The organism is Deinococcota bacterium, from assembly GCA_030858465.1.
Taxonomy (GTDB): domain Bacteria; phylum Deinococcota; class Deinococci; order Deinococcales; family Trueperaceae; genus JALZLY01.
The window spans coordinates 1-17,723 of sequence record JALZLY010000083.1 but is presented as its reverse complement, the minus strand read 5'-3'; the positions used below and the strand labels follow the sequence as shown (position 1 = coordinate 17,723).

The 17,723-nt window shown below is 66.7% G+C and carries 18 protein-coding genes; all 18 read right to left on the bottom strand.

Translation table 11 applies throughout. The annotated features are described in order from the left end of the window. On the bottom strand, positions 1 to 526 hold a 526-nt coding region (locus M3498_03925; GenBank protein MDQ3458444.1), incomplete at its 3' end, for a glycosyltransferase. A 74-nt stretch (positions 527 to 600) separates the two neighbouring features. Next, positions 601 to 1,188, bottom strand: a complete 588-nt coding sequence (locus tag M3498_03920; protein ID MDQ3458443.1) for an acyltransferase — start codon at positions 1,186 to 1,188, stop codon at positions 601 to 603. Continuing rightward, positions 1,189 to 2,277, bottom strand: a complete 1,089-nt coding sequence (locus M3498_03915) for a DegT/DnrJ/EryC1/StrS family aminotransferase (GenBank protein ID MDQ3458442.1) — start codon at positions 2,275 to 2,277, stop codon at positions 1,189 to 1,191. Continuing rightward, positions 2,274 to 3,368 carry a TDP-N-acetylfucosamine:lipid II N-acetylfucosaminyltransferase gene (locus M3498_03910; GenBank protein MDQ3458441.1) on the bottom strand — a complete coding sequence of 365 codons (1,095 nt, stop codon included), beginning with the start codon at positions 3,366 to 3,368 and terminating at the stop codon, positions 2,274 to 2,276. The genes M3498_03915 and M3498_03910 overlap by 4 nt, the downstream gene beginning before the upstream one ends. 1 nt (position 3,369) lies before the next feature. Next, positions 3,370 to 4,620 carry a lipopolysaccharide biosynthesis protein gene (locus M3498_03905; GenBank protein MDQ3458440.1) on the bottom strand — a complete coding sequence of 417 codons (1,251 nt, stop codon included), beginning with the start codon at positions 4,618 to 4,620 and terminating at the stop codon, positions 3,370 to 3,372. 20 nt (positions 4,621 to 4,640) lie between these two features. Then, the gene (locus M3498_03900; protein ID MDQ3458439.1) at positions 4,641 to 5,759 is read right to left on the bottom strand and encodes a DegT/DnrJ/EryC1/StrS family aminotransferase; all 1,119 of its coding nucleotides are present in this window, start codon (positions 5,757 to 5,759) and stop codon (positions 4,641 to 4,643) included. Next, positions 5,756 to 6,355 (bottom strand): N-acetyltransferase, encoded by a 600-nt coding sequence (locus M3498_03895; GenBank protein ID MDQ3458438.1) that lies wholly within the window; start codon positions 6,353 to 6,355, stop codon positions 5,756 to 5,758. The genes M3498_03900 and M3498_03895 overlap by 4 nt, the downstream gene beginning before the upstream one ends. Beyond that, positions 6,352 to 7,353 carry a Gfo/Idh/MocA family oxidoreductase gene (locus tag M3498_03890; protein ID MDQ3458437.1) on the bottom strand — a complete coding sequence of 334 codons (1,002 nt, stop codon included), beginning with the start codon at positions 7,351 to 7,353 and terminating at the stop codon, positions 6,352 to 6,354. Before M3498_03890 ends, M3498_03895 begins: the two co-directional genes overlap by 4 nt. A gap of 13 nt (positions 7,354 to 7,366) precedes the next feature. After that, a complete protein-coding gene (locus M3498_03885) occupies positions 7,367 to 8,701 on the bottom strand; it encodes a nucleotide sugar dehydrogenase (GenBank protein ID MDQ3458436.1) in 1,335 nt (444 codons plus the stop codon). Positions 8,702 to 8,795: 94 nt separating this feature from the next. Beyond that, a complete protein-coding gene (gene rfbA, locus M3498_03880; protein MDQ3458435.1) occupies positions 8,796 to 9,680 on the bottom strand; it encodes a glucose-1-phosphate thymidylyltransferase RfbA in 885 nt (294 codons plus the stop codon). Positions 9,681 to 9,718: 38 nt separating this feature from the next. Then, on the bottom strand, positions 9,719 to 10,798 hold the full coding sequence (rfbB, locus tag M3498_03875; GenBank protein MDQ3458434.1) for a dTDP-glucose 4,6-dehydratase: 1,080 nt from the start codon (positions 10,796 to 10,798) through the stop codon (positions 9,719 to 9,721). Next, on the bottom strand, positions 10,791 to 12,119 hold the full coding sequence (locus M3498_03870; GenBank protein MDQ3458433.1) for a Wzz/FepE/Etk N-terminal domain-containing protein: 1,329 nt from the start codon (positions 12,117 to 12,119) through the stop codon (positions 10,791 to 10,793). Before M3498_03870 ends, rfbB begins: the two co-directional genes overlap by 8 nt. A 192-nt stretch (positions 12,120 to 12,311) precedes the next feature. Next, the gene (locus M3498_03865; protein MDQ3458432.1) at positions 12,312 to 13,166 is read right to left on the bottom strand and encodes a M55 family metallopeptidase; all 855 of its coding nucleotides are present in this window, start codon (positions 13,164 to 13,166) and stop codon (positions 12,312 to 12,314) included. Positions 13,167 to 13,181: 15 nt separating this feature from the next. Beyond that, on the bottom strand, positions 13,182 to 14,225 hold the full coding sequence (locus M3498_03860) for an Lrp/AsnC family transcriptional regulator (protein ID MDQ3458431.1): 1,044 nt from the start codon (positions 14,223 to 14,225) through the stop codon (positions 13,182 to 13,184). After that, on the bottom strand, positions 14,222 to 14,671 hold the full coding sequence (locus tag M3498_03855) for an NUDIX domain-containing protein (GenBank protein MDQ3458430.1): 450 nt from the start codon (positions 14,669 to 14,671) through the stop codon (positions 14,222 to 14,224). The genes M3498_03860 and M3498_03855 overlap by 4 nt, the downstream gene beginning before the upstream one ends. Further along, entirely contained in the window at positions 14,668 to 15,267 is a 600-nt protein-coding gene (locus M3498_03850) for a deoxyribodipyrimidine photo-lyase (GenBank protein ID MDQ3458429.1), read from the bottom strand. Before M3498_03850 ends, M3498_03855 begins: the two co-directional genes overlap by 4 nt. 179 nt (positions 15,268 to 15,446) lie before the next feature. Next, complete coding sequence (locus M3498_03845; GenBank protein MDQ3458428.1) at positions 15,447 to 16,955, bottom strand: S8 family peptidase; 1,509 nt, start codon at positions 16,953 to 16,955, stop codon at positions 15,447 to 15,449. A gap of 351 nt (positions 16,956 to 17,306) precedes the next feature. Next, a complete protein-coding gene (locus M3498_03840) occupies positions 17,307 to 17,537 on the bottom strand; it encodes a hypothetical protein (GenBank protein ID MDQ3458427.1) in 231 nt (76 codons plus the stop codon). Between the last annotated feature and the right edge of the window lie 186 nt (positions 17,538 to 17,723).

The window sequence follows — 17,723 nt, the reverse complement described above, 5'->3', positions numbered from 1 at the left end:
GCTCGGTACCCTGCCAGAGCTTGTGGTGGAGGCTGCCCTCGCCGAACGCCCCGAAGAGCAGCCCTTCGTCGACGAACAGGCTTCTGGGGTCGAAGACCAGCTTGCAGGAGACGCCGAGAAGACGCCTCGCCCAGCGCATCAGGTTGGCGGCGTGGTAGGACCTGCAGTGGACGATATCGATATGGTGCTCGCGGATCAGCCTCCTGACGAGCAGGAGGTGGGCAGTGTAGAAGAGCGGCAGGGTGAAGGCCCTCGAGTAGAAAAAGCGCGGCAGGACGGGAAGGGTCACGAAGCGGGCGCGGACTTTTGCGGCTTCCAGCTCCGCCTTCAGGCGGGCGAGTCGCAGCTTGTAGCGCCTGGGCGACTTGAGGTAACTCCTCGAGAGGGGAAGGCCGGCGAGGAGCACGAGCTCGATCCCCGGCTCGAGCTCCTTGATGAGCTTGAGCTGCTCGAAGACCTGGTTGTGGATGATGCCGTTGTCGACCACGTCCTCGCCCCAGACGAGGTAGAGGACGTTGACGGGCACCGGCCGTGGCGCCGGCTGTGGCGCCGGCGTTGGAGCAGTCTCTGGAGCAGTCTCTGGAGCGGTCTCCGCCATCTTTAGCCGTCTTCCCCGCTTGCCGGGTCCTGGCGGCCCGCCAGTGCCGCCTCGAGCTCGAGCAGCCGCCTCGAGCGCGCCTTTAGGTACTTTGCCGGCACGCCCGCGTACATGCCGAAGCTTTCGCAGTCCTTATTGACCAGCGAGAGCGCGCCGACGATGGCGCCCTCTTCCAGGCTGACGCCGGGCAGGATGACGCTGCCCGCGCCGACGACCACGTGCCTGCCGACCCTGACCGGGGCCGAAATGATGTTGGTGAACGCCGGGCTCAGGGTCGGCCCGGTCAGCCACTCGCCGGAGTAGTCGTCGTTGCTCGAGTAGACGGCCACCCGCGACGACAGGCCGACGAAGTCCTCGATGGTTATCTTACCCTTGCCGATGAGGGCGACGTAGACGGCGATATGCACGTGTCTGCCGATGTGGATGCCTCCCTCGCCGGCGGAGAGGACGCAGAAGTCGTCGATGCGAGAGTTGTCGCCGATCGCGATCTTCGCCGGGTTGTGCAGCGACGCCTTGCGCGAGAGCCTGACGTTTTTACCGAGCGCCGCAAAGCCGAAGTCCTCAAGTTCACCCTCCGTGTAGACGGGCACCTAGATCGCCTCCCCGATCAAGCGGCTTATCCTGCCGACCTCGTCTTCGGCCAGCTCGTCGTAGAGCGGCAAGCACAGCACCCTGCGGGCGATGTCTTCCGACACCGGACAGGCCTCGCCGCGGCGGTAGGGGAGCCTGTTGAGCGAGGGATAGAAGTAGCGGCGCGGGTAGATCTCTTGCGCCTCGAGCGCGGCCTTGACCCTGAGCATGGTGGCTTCGGAAGGGAAGACGACGGGGTAGTAGGCGTAGTTGTAGTCGAGCTCGTAGTCGAGGTCCTCCGGCCTGGCGGGGAGCTCGAGCTCGAGGCCGGCCAAGAGGGCGTCGTACTGTTCGCTCAAGGCCCGGCGGCGGCGGATGAAGCTCTCCACCCTGGGCAGGTTGCAGAGGCCCATGGCGGCGTGAAACTCGGAGTTCTTGCCGTTGATGCCCACCGTGCTGTAGTCGTCGCCCTTGTGGCCAAAGGCCTTGAGCAGCCAGACCTTGTCGGAAAGCTCGGCGTCTCCAACCACCACCGCGCCGCCCTCGACGGTGTGAAAGAGCTTGGTGGCGTGAAAGCTGAGGGTCGAAGCGTCGCCGTAGCGCAAGACCGAGCCGCCGCCCAGTCTGGTGCCAAAGGCGTGCGCCGCGTCGTAGATGACCTTAAGGCCGTGCCTTTTGGCGACGGCCGCTATCTTGTCGACCTCGCAGGGATAGCCGTAGACGTGGGTGGCGAGAATGGCCTCGGTGTCTTCGGTGATGGCCGCTTCGATCTTGCCGGCGTCGATGCAGAAGGTCTCGCTCTCGATGTCCACGAAGACGGGCTTGCACCCCTCCCACAACAGGGCGGTGGTGGTGGCCACGTAGGAGTAGGGCGTGGTGATGACCTCCTTGCCGACGCCGAAGAGCTTGAGGGCGATCTGCAGGGCGATGGTGCCGTTGCTGACGTACTGCAGATGGGGGACACCCAGGTAGCTCTCGAGCTTCTCCTCGAGCTCGCGCACCAGCTCGCCGTGGTTGGTGAGCCAGCCCGAGGCCCAGATTCTTTCCAGGTAGGCGCTGTACTCCTCGAGGGGGGGAAGCGTCGATTTGGTGACGAGGATGGGTTTCACGCAAGCACCTCTTGCCAGGCCGCCACGGCCCTCGCCTCGGCGAGCAGCTCGCGCACCCTGGCCGCGTTCCGCGCGGCCGTTTCGCCGTCAAAGGCGAGGATCTCGTCCAGAGGCTGCCTAGGTAACTCCAGCGTGTCGAACACTTTGATTCCCACCTCGTTGAAGAAGCTGTAGGGCGTGGTGTCGCTGCGAAGATAGACCTTTTTTCCCAGCGCCAGGATTGCTAAGACGTTCCCCAGCGCCTGCTGGCGGTCGTGGTTCATGATGGCCACGTCCACGCCGGCCAGGAGCCCCACGTAGTCGGCGGCCGGCATGAACTCGCTCAAGGCCAGGAACTTTGCCCCGAAACGCTCCTGAGCATAGCGCGTGACCGCCAGGGCGTTGTCCTTGTCGCCGTAGGACAGCGGCGCGACGATCCTGATGTCGGCGCCCCGGTGCGGCGCCAAGAGGTCCAGAATCTCGGCGTGGCGGTTGGTGGGATCGCCGGAATTGCCGACCATGAGGGTGCGGGCGCCGTCACCAGGGCTTGGCTGGGCCTCGTCCAGGAGCCCAAAGTCCACGGGGTTAGGGTAGAAGCTGTGGATATAAGGGGCCTCCGTCCGGTAGACCTGCCTGGCCAGTTCGTAGTCGCCCCTGACGAAACAGGCGATGGCTCCCAGCCGGCGGATCACCCGGCCGCGCAAACGCTCGGTGAGGTGCTCTTTGACGGTGCGCCGCTTCAGCCGGTAGAGGTAGAGGTCGGCGCCCCAGATGCACCAGACGCACTGCCGCAAGAGCTTGGGGTGGAGAGACAGGTAGACCACCAGCCAGGGGTTGAAGAGGCCGTGAATGACGACCTTGTCCCCCGCGCCCACGCGCCCCAGTGTCGCCCAGAAGCCTCGCTTGCCGCTGTAGACCAGGGTAGTGCCAGAGCTAGTGCCAGGGCTAGTGCCGGGGCTGCTCTCGGCACCGGCCGCCGCCCCGAAAGCCGAGCCCTCCGGGCTGCGGATCACGAAGCTATGCTCGGCGAAGGCAAAGCTCTCCGGGTGGCCCCGGAGAAAGGCGATGAACTTGGTGGTATAGGGAGAAGCGTCGAAGAGGTGGTAGATCATGTTAGGCCGCGGGTTTGGCGATGGAGAAAATCCACAGGATATAGACCGCGAAGTAGACCGGCAGGACCACCGAGATGAGCAGCAGCCCGGTGGACAGGTCCGCGGTCCAGCCCGCGTAGACGATGCAGGCCAGGTAGAGGAGGTTGCCGGTCAGGCTGAAGCCCAGGGCCTGGAGCTGCCTGTCGGCGATAAAGGGGATATAGGCCAGCGGCGAGACCAGAAAGTGCCCGAAGGTGTAGGGAACGAGCAGCCTCGAGAACTCGCCGGCCGCGCGCCACTGTTCGCCGAAGACGAAGGCGAAGAGGCCGGGCGCGAGGGCGAGCAGGATCAGGGCCGGAACGAGCGCGATGAGAGCAAGCTTTTTGAGCAGGCTGCTGATGACCGGTCTGAGGTCTTGTCCCTGGTTGTAGAGGCTCGAGGCCTGCCGGTAGAAGACCTGGGTGATGGCCTGGCCGACCAGGCTGAGGGGCGCGGCCAGGATGCGGGTCATGAGCTGGTACTGGCCGACGGTGGCGGTGCTGAACAGGTTGCCCAGCAAAAAGAAGGTGCCGCTCGTCTTGACCACGTCGGTGAGGGCGTGCAGGCTATTGATCTTGGGGAAGTCCTGGTAGCTCTTGGCCTGGCGAAGCATCGCCTTGCCGCCTACGGCCGCCGCCCGGTCCCGGTCGTCGCGCCACACCTGCCAGCCCAGGACGGCGGTGGCGACGCCCTGGCCGAAGACGCTGCCGGCGACGAGGCCGCCGGAACCCGCCCTGACCAGACCCAGCCCGAGCTGCGTCCCCGTTGCCGTGCCCGTCTGCGCCACCCTGCTCAGGGCCAGCCTGCCGAACTTCTCCTTGCGGCTCGACCAGTAGTGGAGCGTCTGGTAGACGCCGGTGAGCAGGACCGTCAGCGGGACGAGGTAGAGCCAGCGGGAGACCTCGGCGTTGCCCAAAAAAGCCGTGATCGGCGCGTTGAAGAGCCAGACCACGACGAGCGTGACCAGGCTGACGAGGAGGCTGATGAGCATGGCCAGCGCCATCAGGTTGACCGCGTCGTCGTCGCGCTCCGGCAGCATCACCGCCATCTCGTAGCGGGCGGTGGCGACGACGCCGACGAGCGACGCGGTCGCTAAGTAGAGCGCGAACACGCCGAAGTGCTCGGGCGTGTAGAGCCGCGTGAGAATGGGGGAGAGGGCGATGGGGATCGCCTGGGCGACGGTCGTGCCGGACAGGAGCGTCAGGACGTGGCGACCGAAGTCGCTCCTGGGCAAGACGGTTTTGAGCTTGGCGATCAGGCGCGTGCTCCCAACAGGCCGCGCAGGCTCTCGGCCACATACCGCTGAGCTTCAGGGCTCAGGCTGGGCGAGATGGGCAGGCTGAGGACTTGCGCCGCCAACTTGTCGCTCACGGGGTTGGCAGGGTACGTTCCGGCGTAGATGGGCAGCCTGTCTTGGGGGACCGGATAGTAGACCATGGTGCCGACGCCCCGCTCCTGCAACTCGCGCTGCACCTCGTCGCGGTTGGCCTCGATGCGCACGGTGTACTGGTGGAAGACGTGGCCCGCTGCGAGTTCGGGCGTGAGCAGGCCGGGAACGCCCCCCAGCAGCGCGTTGTAGCTCTTGGCGAGCGCACGCCGGGCCTCGTTCCAGCGCCCCACGTGGGGCAGCTTGACCCGAAGAATGGCGGCCTGGAGGCTGTCGAGCCTCGAGTTGTAGCCGAGCATCTCGTTGTGGTATTTCTTCCTGGCGCCGTGCGCCCGCAGCATCCGCGCCGTCTCGGCCAGGGCGTCGTCGTTCGTGGCGATGAGGCCGCCGTCGCCGCAAGCCCCCAGGTTCTTGGAGGGAAAAAAGGAGTAGGCGCCCAAGTCGCCGATGCTGCCCGTGTGCCTACCGCCCCAGCGCGCCCCGAACGATTGCGCGCAGTCCTCGATGACTTTGAGGCCGTGCGCCTCGGCGACGGCCATGACCTCGTCCATCGCGCAGGGGCGGCCGTAGAGGTGGACGGGCATGATCGCCCTGGTCTTCGCGGTAATCGCCGCCTCGATTCCATCCGGGTCGAGGTTGAAGCTCCCCTCGTCGATATCGACGAAGACCGGCCTGGCGCCGACGGTACTGATCGACTCGGCGGTGGCGAAAAAGCTGAAGGGGGTGGTGATCACCTCGTCGCCCTCAGCGACGCCCAGGGCGCGCAGGCCGATGACCAGCGCGTCGGTGCCGGAGTTGACGCCGACGGCGTGCTTGACCCCCAGATACTCGGCCGCCTCGTCCTCGAAGCGCGTAACCTCCGGCCCCATGATGAACTGACCCGAGCGGAGCACGCCCTGGATGGCCCCGTTGAGCTCGTCCCAGAGCCCTTCGATTTCAGGCGAGAGGTCCAAGATGGGAACGGGCTTGTCGCTGGTCCCGTTCATGCTAGCCTCCGAACGTCCGTGTCGCTCAGCTTCTGGTAGCGCTGCCCCTGGCTGTCGCTGGCGGTGTCGCCCTGGCTGAAGTCGAGGGGGTCGCCGTAGGCGCTCATCCAGCCGGTGATTGTGGCGGGCACCCCGGCCACCACGGCGTAGGCGGGCACGTCTTTGGTCACCACCGCGCCGGCCGCCACAAAGGCGTTTTCAAACAGGGTCACGCCGCAGACGATGGTGGCGTTGGCGCCGATGCTGGCGCCCCTTTTGACCAGGGTCTTGGCGTAGTCCTGGTTGCGCGGGAACTCGCTGCGGGGCGTGCGCACGTTGGTAAAGACCATGCTGGGGCCGCAGAAGACGTAATCCTCGAGCACCACGCCCTGGTAGAGCGAGACGTTGTTCTGGACCTTGCAGCCTCGGCCGATGGTCACGCCCTTGGCCACCATGACGTTCTGGCCGAGCGAGCAGCCCTCGCCGATCTCGGCGCCGGCCATCACGTGGCAGAAGTGCCAGATCTTGCTGCCCTTGCCGACCTTGGCGCCCTCGCCTATGTAGGCCGATTCGTGGATGTAGGCCGACTCGTGAATAAAGGGCTCCTTCCGGCTCATAAGGCGTTCTCGAGCGGCAGGGTGACCGGCGCGCCGTTCATGACCAGCGAGCGCTGCGCCGCTTGCAAGACGCTGAGGACGCGCAGGCCGCTGCGGCCGTCGGTCGTCGGCGGGCGGCGCGTGGCCAGCGCCTCCAAAAAGGCCTGGCACTCGAGGCGCAGCGGTTCGTCGGCGGCGTAGCTCACCGCTTGGCCGTCGCCCTTGATGGGCACGGGCTGGCCCGCGCTGATCTCGACGCGCTGGTCGTAGAGCAGCAGCGCCTTGTTGACGTCGTCGAAGCTGGCCATCTTGCGGTCGCCGACGACCACCAGGCGCTGCTCCTTGAAGGGATGCAGCCACGACACGTAGATGTGGGCGCGCACGCCGTTGTCGAAGAGCAGATGGCTGACGGTGACGTCGGCGATGTTGGGCTGCACGTAGGACCCGCCACAGGCGATCACCCCGAAGGGCAGGCTGTCCATGAGGCGCAAGATGACGGCGATGTCGTGGGGGGCGAAGCTCCAGAGGATGTTCTCCTCGCGGCGGATCTTGCCCAGGCTGAGCCGGTTGGAGTAGATGTAGCGGATCTTGCCCAGCTCGCCGCGCCGCACCAGCGCCAGGAGCGCGACGACGGCGGGATGATACTCCAAGACGTGGCCGACCATGAGGATGCGCCCCCTCGCCTCGGCGAGGTGCACGAGCCGCGCCCCCTCGGCGTAGGTGAGCGCCAGCGGCTTCTCGACGAAGACGTCCTTGCCGGCCTCGAGCGCGCGTTTGGCGAGCTGGTAGTGCGTCTCGGCCGGCGTGGCGATGACGACGCCCGCGGCGTCCAGGCCGAGCACCGCCTCGACGCTGTCTACCACCTCGGCCCCGGGCGCCAGGCTTCTGGCGGTCTCGCGTCCGGCGGGCGTAGCGTCGCAGACGGCCTCGAGCGCCCCTAGCTGCTCGAAGTTGCGGACCAGGTTCTTGCCCCAGTAGCCGCAGCCGATCACCGCGACCCTCATGGCAGCGACTTTCATAGTAACGTCACCCTCATAGCAGCGTCACTTTGGGATTTGTAGCGTGCCGGTGTCTGCTGACGCCACGGGTATCCAAGACCGCACTCGCCTTGGCGATCACCCGGTCAAAATCGATGGCGCTATGGTCGGTTATGATGATGACGAGATCGACTTCCTCCAGCACCTCATCGCTCAAGTCCACCGAGGAGAAGCTCTGATCGGCGACCTTCATCTCGGGGACGTGAGGATCGTGATATAGAACGCTCGCCTTGTCCTCGAGCAGGTTCTCGATGACCCTGACGGCCGGCGACTCGCGCCAGTCGCCCAGGTCCTTTTTGTAGGCCGCGCCGATGACGAGCACGCGGGCGCGTGAGGGCGCCAGGCCGAGCTCGTTTAGGACGCGCCAGGCCTTGGTGCGCACGAACTCGGGCATGCGCCGGTTGATCTCGCCCGCCAGGGCGATAAAGCGGGTATTGAAGCCCACCTCTTTGGCCTTCCACTCGAGGTAGTGGGGGTCGATGGGGATGCAGTGGCCGCCCACGCCCGGCCCCGGATAGAAGGGCATGATGCCAAACGGCTTGGTGTTGGCGGCGTCCAGGACCTCCCAGACGTCTAGGTCCATGCGGTCGCAGAGCAGCGCCAGCTCGTTGACGAGCGCGATGTTGACGGCGCGGAAGGTGTTCTCGAAGACCTTGACCAGCTCGGCGGCCTTGGCGCTCGAGACCGGCACCACCCGGTCGATGGTCTGCCCGTAAAAGCTCACCGCCAGCTCGAGCGAGCTTGGGTCGGAGGCGCCGACCACCTTGCTGGTGTTCTTGGTGGTGTAGCGCTTGTTGCCGGGGTCGACGCGCTCGGGCGAGTGGGCAAGGTAGAAGCCCTTGCCCTGCTCGAGTCCGCTCAGGCCCTCCAGGATCGGCCGCATGAGCTCGTCGGTGGTGCCGGGATAGGTGGTGGACTCCAGGGTGACGAGCTGGCCGGGGCGCAGGCGCCGGGCGATGTCGCGGGTCACCGACTCGACGTAACTTAGGTCCGGGGTCAGGTTCCTGGTGAGCGGCGTGGGCACGCAGATAACCACGACGTCCATCTCCGCCACGGTCTCGAAGTCCGTGACGGCCGAGAGCCTGCCGCCATTGACCACCTGCTCGAGCTCCTCGTCCCTGACGTCGCCGATATAGCTCTCGGCGCGGCCTATGCGCTCGGCGCGCTTGGGGTTCTGCTCGACGCCGATCACCCTGAAGCCGACCTTGGCCTTCTCGACGGCGAAGGGCAGGCCGACGTAGCCGAGGCCGACCACGCCAACGATGGCGCTGTGGCTTTCGATCTTGTGTTTGAGTTCCGCCGCGTAGCCGGTGTGATGGGCGCTGATCATGATGTCACGGTTGTCTCCACACGGTTGTCTCCATAGGGGTGCTTGGTCGCACGAGGGCTCATGCTATCATTCGAGCCCGCTCGGAGGGCTGCCGTCAGCTTGCGGGAGGGGGCTCCCGCTGCAAGAGCTCGAGCAGGTAGCGGCCGTAGCTGTTCTTGCTGAGGGGCTCGGCCAGCCTTCTCAGCGCCGCGGCGTCGATCCAGCCCTGGCGGTAGGCGATCTCCTCTAAGCAGGCGACTTTGAGCCCCTGCCGGGCCTCGATGGTCTCGACGAAGTTCGCCGCCTGCAACAGGCTTTCGTGGGTACCGGTGTCGAGCCAGGCCATGCCCCGGCCCATCAGCTCGACCCTGAGCTTGCCCCGCTCGAGGTAAAGCCTGTTGACGTCGGTGATCTCGAGCTCGCCCCGGGCCGAGGGCGCAAGGCTCCTGGCGATGCTCACGACCTCGTTGTCGTAGAAGTAGAGGCCCGTCACCGCGTAGTGCGACTTGGGCCGCGCCGGTTTCTCCTCGATGCTGACCGCGCTGCCCTGTTCGTCGAATTCGATGACGCCGTAGCGCTCGGGGTCCCTCACGTAGTAGCCGAAGACGGTGGCGCCGTCAATGAGCGACGCGGCGCGCTGCAAGTTGCCGGTAAAGCCGTAGCCGTAAAAGACGTTGTCGCCGAGGATGAGGCAGACGGAGTCGGCACCGATAAAGCGCTCGCCGATCACAAAGGCCTGGGCCAGCCCTTCGGGCCGGGGCTGCTTGGCGTAGTGGAGGCTCAGCCCCCACTGCGCGCCGTCGCCCAGGAGCTCCTTAAAGCGCGGCAGGTCGTGCGGCGTGGAGATGACCAGGACCTCGCGGATGCCGGCGAGCATCAGGACCGACAGCGGGTAGTAGATCATCGGCTTGTCGTAGACGGGCAGGAGCTGCTTGCTGGTGACCCGGGTGGCGGGGTAGAGGCGGGTGCCCGAGCCGCCGGCCAAGACGATACCCCTCACGATGCGCCCCTCACGATGCGCTCCTCACGCCTCGGCCCTCACGCTCCGGCCGTGCCCAGGCGCTCCAAGCGGTAGTCGCCTTCTAAGATGCGGCCGTACCAGGCCTCGTTGTCCAAGTACCACCGCACCGTCTTGCGCAAGCCGCTCTCGAACGTCTCCTCGGGCCTCCAGCCGAGCTCGCGCGCGATCTTGCCGGTGTCGATGGCGTAGCGCAGGTCGTGACCGGGACGGTCCCGAACAAAACTGAGGAGCCCGCTGCGGTCACCGATCTCCGGGGCCGGGGAGAGCTCGTCGAGCAAGCCGCAGACGGTCCGGACGACCTCGAGGTTGGTCCTCTCGCTCCTCCCGCCGATGTTGTAGGTCTCGCCGACCTCGCCCCGCTCCAAGACGGCCATGAGCCCCTTGGCGTGGTCGTCGACGTAGAGCCAGTCGCGCACGTTCTCGCCCCGGCCGTAGACGGGGATGGGCTCGCCGGCCAGGGCCTTTAGGATGACGGTGGGGATGAGCTTCTCGGGAAACTGGCAGGGGCCGTAGTTGTTCGAGCAGTTCGTGACCAGGACGGGCAGCCCATAGGTGTCGTGCCAGGCTCTGGCGAGATGGTCCGCGGCGGCCTTGGAGGCCGAGTAGGGCGAGTGCGGGTCGTAGCGGCTGGTCTCGCTGAACAGGCCCTCGCGGCCGAGCGTGCCGTAGACCTCGTCGGTGGAGACGTGCAGAAAGCGAAAGGCCGCGCGCGCCTCGTCGCCGAGTCCCCGCCAGTAGCCCCGGGCGGCCTCCAGGAGGGTGTAGCTGCCGACGACGTTGGTCTCGATGAAGGCGGCGGGGCTGTCGATGGAGCGGTCGACGTGGGTCTCGGCCGCCAAGTGCACGACGGCGTCCGGCCGGTAGCGGGCGAAGACGCGCTCGAGGCCGCCCCGGTCGCAGATGTCGAGCCGCTCGAAATGGTGACGGGGATGACCTGAGACGGACTCGAGCGAATGAAGGTTGCCCGCGTAGGTCAGCTTGTCCACGTTGACGACGTGGCAGTCGCTGTGCGTTATGTCGCTGTGCGTTATGAGGTGGCGGACCAGGGCCGAGCCGATGAAGCCCGCGCCCCCGGTCACCAGAACGGTTCTATTCATGCTCACCCCGCTGGTTGATCTCGCGCATACTCGTTCCGGGTTTGGGAGCGGGTTTGGGAGGTGGTCTCGCCCTCGCGACCTGGGGTGGGACGGGTCCGGCCACGGCCTCGCGGAGAAAGGCGACGAGCGTCGCCAGCGAGGCGGCCACGAGGGAGGCGAGCACGGCGTTCAGCAGGGGCCTCGGGCCGACCGTGCTCTCGGGGACGGAGGCTTCGCTGAGGACGCGGGCGCTCAGCGGGGCGAGCTGGGTCACGTAGGCGATGCTGGGCTGCAACTGGACGACCGTCTGGTAGGCGGCGCGGGCGTTGTCGCGGTCGCGCAGAAGTGTGTCCTGGCGGCGCGCCGAGGCGGCGGCCTCGGTGCGGATGCCCGCGAGTTCGCCGTAGTAGCCCTCGAGCTGGTCTTGCAGGAGTGCTTGGCGCGCCTCGAGGCCGGCGAGCCGGGCCTGCAGCGACAGCCTCCGCGCCCTCAGGGCCTCGCTCTCGCCCGTTTCGTTTGGCAGGCTGCCGAGCTCTGCTCTGGTGGCGGCGATCTCCGCCTCGAGGTTGACCTGCGCCGCGCTCTGGCGCAAGGTCGCCTCCCCCAACTGCAAGGAGGTGGTGGGCGCTGACGCCTCGGGCAGGGTCACCAGGCCGAGCTCGGCCTCGGCGATGGCCGTGGTCAGGCGGGTGAGCCGGGCCTCGAGCAGGCCGAGGGCATTGTCCTGCTGAAACGTCTCCCAGGCGGCCTCGGCCTCGCCGAGGCGGGCGCGCAGCGCGGCGACCTCCTGGCCGGTGGCCTCGTCGACGGGCCCCAGGCCCGCCAGGAGTGAGTCGCGGATGGTGCTCAGGGTGCTTTCGGCCCAGGCATTGGTCAAGGCCGCGCTCAGCCCGGGGTCGGCATGCCTGACGTGATGGCTCATCGACAGCGGCGTGACCTGGTCGGGGCGCTGCGGGCCGAGCAGGCGCTCGAGCCGGCTGGCGCCGCGCAGCTCGCTCACGCTCATGGTCACGTCGGGCAGGCGCGCGAGCGCCCCCTCGAAGACCGGCCGGCTCAGGGCCAGGGTCTCGTAGGCTTCGAAGGTCACGGTGGCCGGTGGCAGAAAGATGATGCTCTCCTCGCCCTGGATGTTGAGCGGCGGTGGGGTGATGATGGTGGTGCTCTCGGCCTCGTAAAGGGGCTGCTGCCACGAGGTGTAGGCGTAGGCGAGGGCCGCCGCGACGGTGGCGAGCAGGAGAATCACCGGCAGGCCGCGTCGCAAGATGAGGTAGAGATCGCGCAGCGAAATCTCGTCGGAACCGGACTCCGCTGGGGGTGGGGTGGCTTGGCTAGAGTCTGTCACGCTGATATCGGCTCCAATGGGACCGCCGCCATAGTATAACCCCATGGTATAAGCTCATGTCGCATGAGCCATGCCGCTAAGCCTATGCCGCAGCCGAGGCGGTGTGTGGGCGAGGGAGCGGGTTTGACGGGGCTTAGCCCTCGCAACAAGAGCTAAGGACCAGGTGAACCGCCGGACCTTGCTTTAGGACGGTTATGGGGAAAACCTGATGCCGCTCGCTTTCATGACGGCGCGGAAGACGCTGTTGAAGACCAAAGGATTCTCTGCCCTGTAGGCGACCGTGCGCTCACCGGCCCGCCGCACACCCGGGACGTAGAGGCACTGGTCCGCTCGAGCCTGGTGATCGAAGTCGATCTCGACGGAGCAGCCCTCAAGAAGCCTAAAGAGCTTGGCCTTCGCCACCTGGCGCACCGCCTTCTGGGCGCCCTCGCGAATCAGCGTCTGCGCGCGCTCCGGGTGCAGGTGAATGGCGCTGAAGGTGGAGTAGCCTTCCTTGACCACCACCCCGACCACCTGCTCGCCGAGCAGGTCCTGCACTTGGGCTACGGCCTTGTCGTCACCCGTCACCAAGGTCACGGGCACGCCGAAGTGGCCGGCGATGGCGGCATTGATGCCGAATTCTCCCGTCGAGCGGCCACCCAAGCGCAGGTCGTTGACATAGCCCGTCCAGGTATGCGCGAGAGGTGCGCCGGGCGTGCCAGCTTTCGCGTGATAGCCGACAAAGAAAACGACCCCGACACCAGCTTCTTGAACGCCCTGCATCATGCCAAACGCTTTGTCGCTGCCGGTGATGAAGCGCACCGAAGGGTGAAGCTCTTCGGGGATGAGATTACGCATGCCGTTATGGGCTTCGTTGACGATCACCTCTTCGGCGCCGCCGGAGAGCGCACCCTCGACAGCAGCATTGACCTCTCGTGTGAGCCGAGCGCGCGCCCGCTCGTACTCCGCCGTGGAGGTGGCGTCGCCGCCATACTCGGGCGGCGTGACCTGCGTCCAGCTCGTCACCCCGCAAACCCCTTCCATATCAGCCGAAATGAGCACCTTCATGACAACCTCCTTGCTCTAACGCCCGCGGATGAGCCCGTCGCTCTCGAGCCGCTCGACGAGCGCCCGCAACTCCTCCTCGTCGACGCCGAGCCTGAGGGCGAGCTCGCCGGTGGCCGCCGAGGCATGAAGGGCCCGCAGCAGCTGAACGCCGGCGGGGCCGTAGCGGTTCGTGAAGGTCGAGTAGAGGTCGGTCATGGGGTTCAGGGCATCGTGGCCGCGCAGGGTGAGCCGGTAGGAGCGCTTTTCCCAGCCCGTCGGCTTGTCGGGCAGGGCGAGCGGCTCGCCTCCGACCAGGGCCTGGTAGAGTCGCGGTGGGCCGATCGTCTGCGCTTCGATGAGGAGATAGGGGCGGCCGCTCGCGTAAAAGAGGTAGCCGCGCTTACCTACCTCGATGCCCGTAAAGGTGCCGAGTTCGGGGGAGGCCGCCCCCAGCGCGCGCTCCTGCGCCAGACCGGAGAGGGCGGCGACGAGGGCAGGCTCGAGCCTGTGGAAGCCGAGCCGGCTCTCCGGGACGTCCGGCAGGACTTGGCGGTACATGCTCCGCAGTGCCTGCGCGCCGCTCGCGACGCGGTTCTCGCGGCCATAGGCGGCGGCCTGAAGCTGGCCCTTGTAGAGCAGGACGAGCCCCTCCTCTTCGCCTGCCCGGACGGTGAGCGCGCCGCTCAGCCCGCGCTCCTGGTAGCGCGCCAGCAGCGCTCGGAAGTCGAACAGCCCGGTCTCGAGCCGCGTCTCTTGGGCCAGGTCGGGCAGCGCCCGCAGGGCCGCGACGGGACTGCCCGGCGCCCGTGAGGGCAGCTGCGGCAGCGCGCCGCCCTCGGCCGTGAGCGGCCTGAAGCAGAGGTGGGTGCAGACCTGGTCGAGCGAGGCGAGCGGTGAGAGGCCGAACTCCGTCGCTATCCTTCCCCTCGCCAAGACGAGCAGGAGCGCGCCGCCCCGGCCTTCGAGGTAGAGCGTTCCCGAACAGCCCAGCTTGGCGAGCGCGACGACGACCTCCTCTCCCGTGCGCCCCTCGGGCTTGGCCGAGAAGCCACGCGCCGCGGCCGCGGCGGGGGCCGTCAAGGGACGCGCCTCAGCAGGCGCAGCGCCTGCTGCAAAAGCAGGCGGTCCTCGCTGAAGGTGAGCCTGCGCGCCGCCTCGGCCGCTTCGAAAAAGCCGCCTTCGGGAAAGAGCGCTTCCGGACAGGTCGGCGCCGCGTCGCCCGTCAGACAGAGAAACCAGAGGATCTCACGCCTTTCGCGGCGCCTGTTGAGGTAGCGCGTGGTCAAAAGGGCTGTTGGGTCAGGGCAGTGCGCGGTGACGCCCGCCTCCTCGGCGACCTCGCGCAGGGCGGCCTCGAGCGCCGTCTCGCCGGGGTCGATGTGGCCTTTGGGAAAGACCCAGGAGCCGTCCCTGTGGCGCAAGACGAGCACCTCTCCGCGCGCGTCGAAGACGAGCCCGCCCGCGCCCAGGACGGGGCGCTCGGCCTGAGCATCGGCCTGAGAAGGGGCCTGAGAAGGGGCGCTCACCGGCTCCCCCCCACGGCCCTGGCGCGGCGCGGGCTCAGCAGGCCGAGCCGCGCGGCCTCGTCAAGGCGCGAGGCGCCAAGCTCGCTGAGCTCCCGCTCGCCCCGGAGAGGGCCGGGCGGCAGCGGCAGTCCCGGCAGGGCCGCGCCCGAGAGCGAGGTGGGCGCCATCCTGCTCTCCTCCCCGTCCTCCTGACCTGCCTCGAAGACGCGGCAGCCAAAGCCCCAGAGTTCCAGAGCCGCGCAGGCCTCTTCCAGGAGGGCTTGGCCCGCCGCGTCCGCTCGCTTGAGCACGTAGAGGTAGTCGGCTCTAGCGTCGCGGGCGGCGTCCACCACCCGCTCGCTACTGTCGCCCTCGAGGTAGAGGAGCGGCGCGCCCAATTCGGCGTAATCCCGCGCCAGCGCCCGCACCGCCGGATAGTAGCCCGCCAGCCCGGTGAGGGGGTCGCGGCGGTCCATGACCACCAGAGGAAAGACCATCCGTGCCTCGCTCGCGGCGGCCAAGAGCGCGGCGTGACCGCTCAGCCTGAACTGTCCCAGATGCCAGACGAGCGCGCGCTCGCAGACGCGCTCACCCGGTTGATCGGCTCGCCCATTCATGGCGTCACTCTATCATAGCGTCCCTATCATAGCGTCCCTGACAGAGCCTCGGTCACGGCGTCGCTTCACATTTTTGGTCACGGTCCTTTTACAGGTATTTTTACCTGGGACTCTGATCAAGGCAGGGGCGAACGGCCGTTCGCCCCTGCTGGTTGTCGCTCGAGTGGGGCTTGCTTGGGTCAGGGTCGCTTCAGGTAGAAGTCGAAGCTGCCGCTGCCGCTCCGGGCGCGGACGAGCCAGAGGTACTCGCCGGCGCTGCCGGTATAGGAGATGTCCTCGTTGGAACCCGGGTTGCGCGAGCGGGCGACCACCTGCCAGCGTCCACTTGTCCGCTTGAACAAGATCAGGTCGAAGTCGGCGTCAGCGGGACCGCGAAGCCAGCCCTGATGGACCCCCGCCGTGCTCTGGTAGGAGCTGCCGGTGCCCCCGGAATAACGCGCCTGCTGCCCCTCTAGAAGCGTGCCCGAGTAGCTTTCGCAGTCGCTGCAGGGCTTGCTGCTGGCGCCAGGGCCCCAAGCGCTGTAGAGCAGCCGGTTCGGCGAGCCCGAGCCGATCCTGGTGAGCTTGCCGCTGCTGGCGGAGGAGGTGATATGGGCAAACACGGCTCCGGGCGTGGCCCTGGGGTTGGTCTCGAGGTAGAGCGCCACGGCGCCGGCGACGTGTGGGCTGGCCATCGAGGTGCCGCTCAGGGTGGCCGTCCTGGTATTGCTCCCGCGCCAGGCCGAGGTGATGTCCACGCCCGGGGCGAAGACATCGACGCAACTGCCGAAGTTCGAAAAGGAGGCGCGGCGGTCGTTCCGGGCGCTGGCGCCCACGGTCAGAGCCTCGCCCACCCGCGCCGGCGAGTCCAAACAGGCGCTGCCGTTGCTGTTGCCCGCCGCCACGACGTAGTGAATCCCGGCCTTGACGGAGTTGCGGATTGCCTTGTCGAGCGAGACCGAGGCGCTGCCGCCCAGGCTCATATTGGCTACCGCGGGCTTGACGTGGTTCTTGGTGACCCAGTCGATCCCCGCGATCACGCCCGAGAGGCTGCCGGAGCCGTAGCAGTCGAGCACCCTGACGGCAAAGAGCTTGACCTCCTTGGCGACGCCGTAGCGCTGGCCGCCGACGGTGCCCGCGACGTGGGTGCCGTGACCGTCACAGTCGTCGCTGCCGTAGCCGTCGCCGATCGCGGTGACGCCGCCGACGACCCGGCCGCCGAAGTCGCGGTGGCTGGCGCGGATGCCGGTATCGATGATGTAGGCGGTCACGCCTCGACCCGTGGCGCTGTAGCTGTAGCTGGCACTGAGGGGCAGGTCGCGCTGGTCGATGCGGTCGAGGCCCCAGGGGGAGTTCGTCTGGGTCTGGCTCGAGGCGAGGCTGATCACGCGGTCCTGCTCGACGTAGGCGATTCTGGGATCGGCTTGGAGGCTTGCGAGTTCGCCCTCCGCCAAGCCGGCCACGAAGCCGTTGATGATCTGGAGCGGCTGTTGCGCTTGAACCTGAAGCTCAGCGGCTATGGAAGCCACCGACAACTCGAAGTCTTGCTCGCCGAGGCTCTCGATCTCGCCTGCTAAGACCACGATGTACTGTCCGGGTATGAGCGCTTCTGCGCCCGCGGGCGCGGGCGGCGCGGCGGTGTTGCTGCAGGCGCTGAAGAAGAGAACGGCAAGAATGGCCGCAACAACACTGGAATGAAACTTACGCACGACTTCCTCCAAGATCCCTGATCCCCACCCTGTGGCTGCGCCTCATGGTCCAGCCGGCATGCTCTCCGAGGTAGCCGGGCCAAGGTAGCCGGATCGGCGGCGGTGGAGGGCCCCTTCAACTGGTGCACATCGAGCGGCAGCCGCCTTGCGGTTACCGAGCCCGGCCGGCGTCTGTGGCCTCGAGCTCACCTCGCAGCCTGGTGCGAAGATAGTGTCAAGTATTAGAGCCGTGCATTCGCCGCGTAGTGCTTCAAGTCACTTTTGCCGTTGAGCTTGTCTTCATGTGTGAGCTTGATTTGAAGGGCGTGCATGCGTAAGTCCTATCATGTCTAAGTCCTATGCAGCGAGAGCTCAATAGCCGCTCAGTAAACCTCGAGACTTGGCAATTTTGTTCGCAATGTGAAAAGTTCCCAGACCAAGCACGAAATACAACATTCCGTTCGCAAGCGCTATTCCAAAGTAGGCTAAATCAAACAGTTCCCCCCTCGCCATCTGGGCCCTCAGCATGGCGGCACCAGGTGCCATAGGAATCAAAAAACCTGCCACCTTAACCACGCCTCCCCAAGCTTCAATGGGGGTCATGATAAAGAAGATAATGACAAACTGCGACAAACTCAGAAGTTGCCCTACACGTTTAAATAAGGCTCTCCTCAGATTACCGGGACACTCGATAAATTGACCTCAATAACTAGGGTTCGCCAAGTGACTTATCGGGCCTGAAGCATCGCACCGCTAGACACCTCTTACCTCGATTGCTTGACGGCCGGA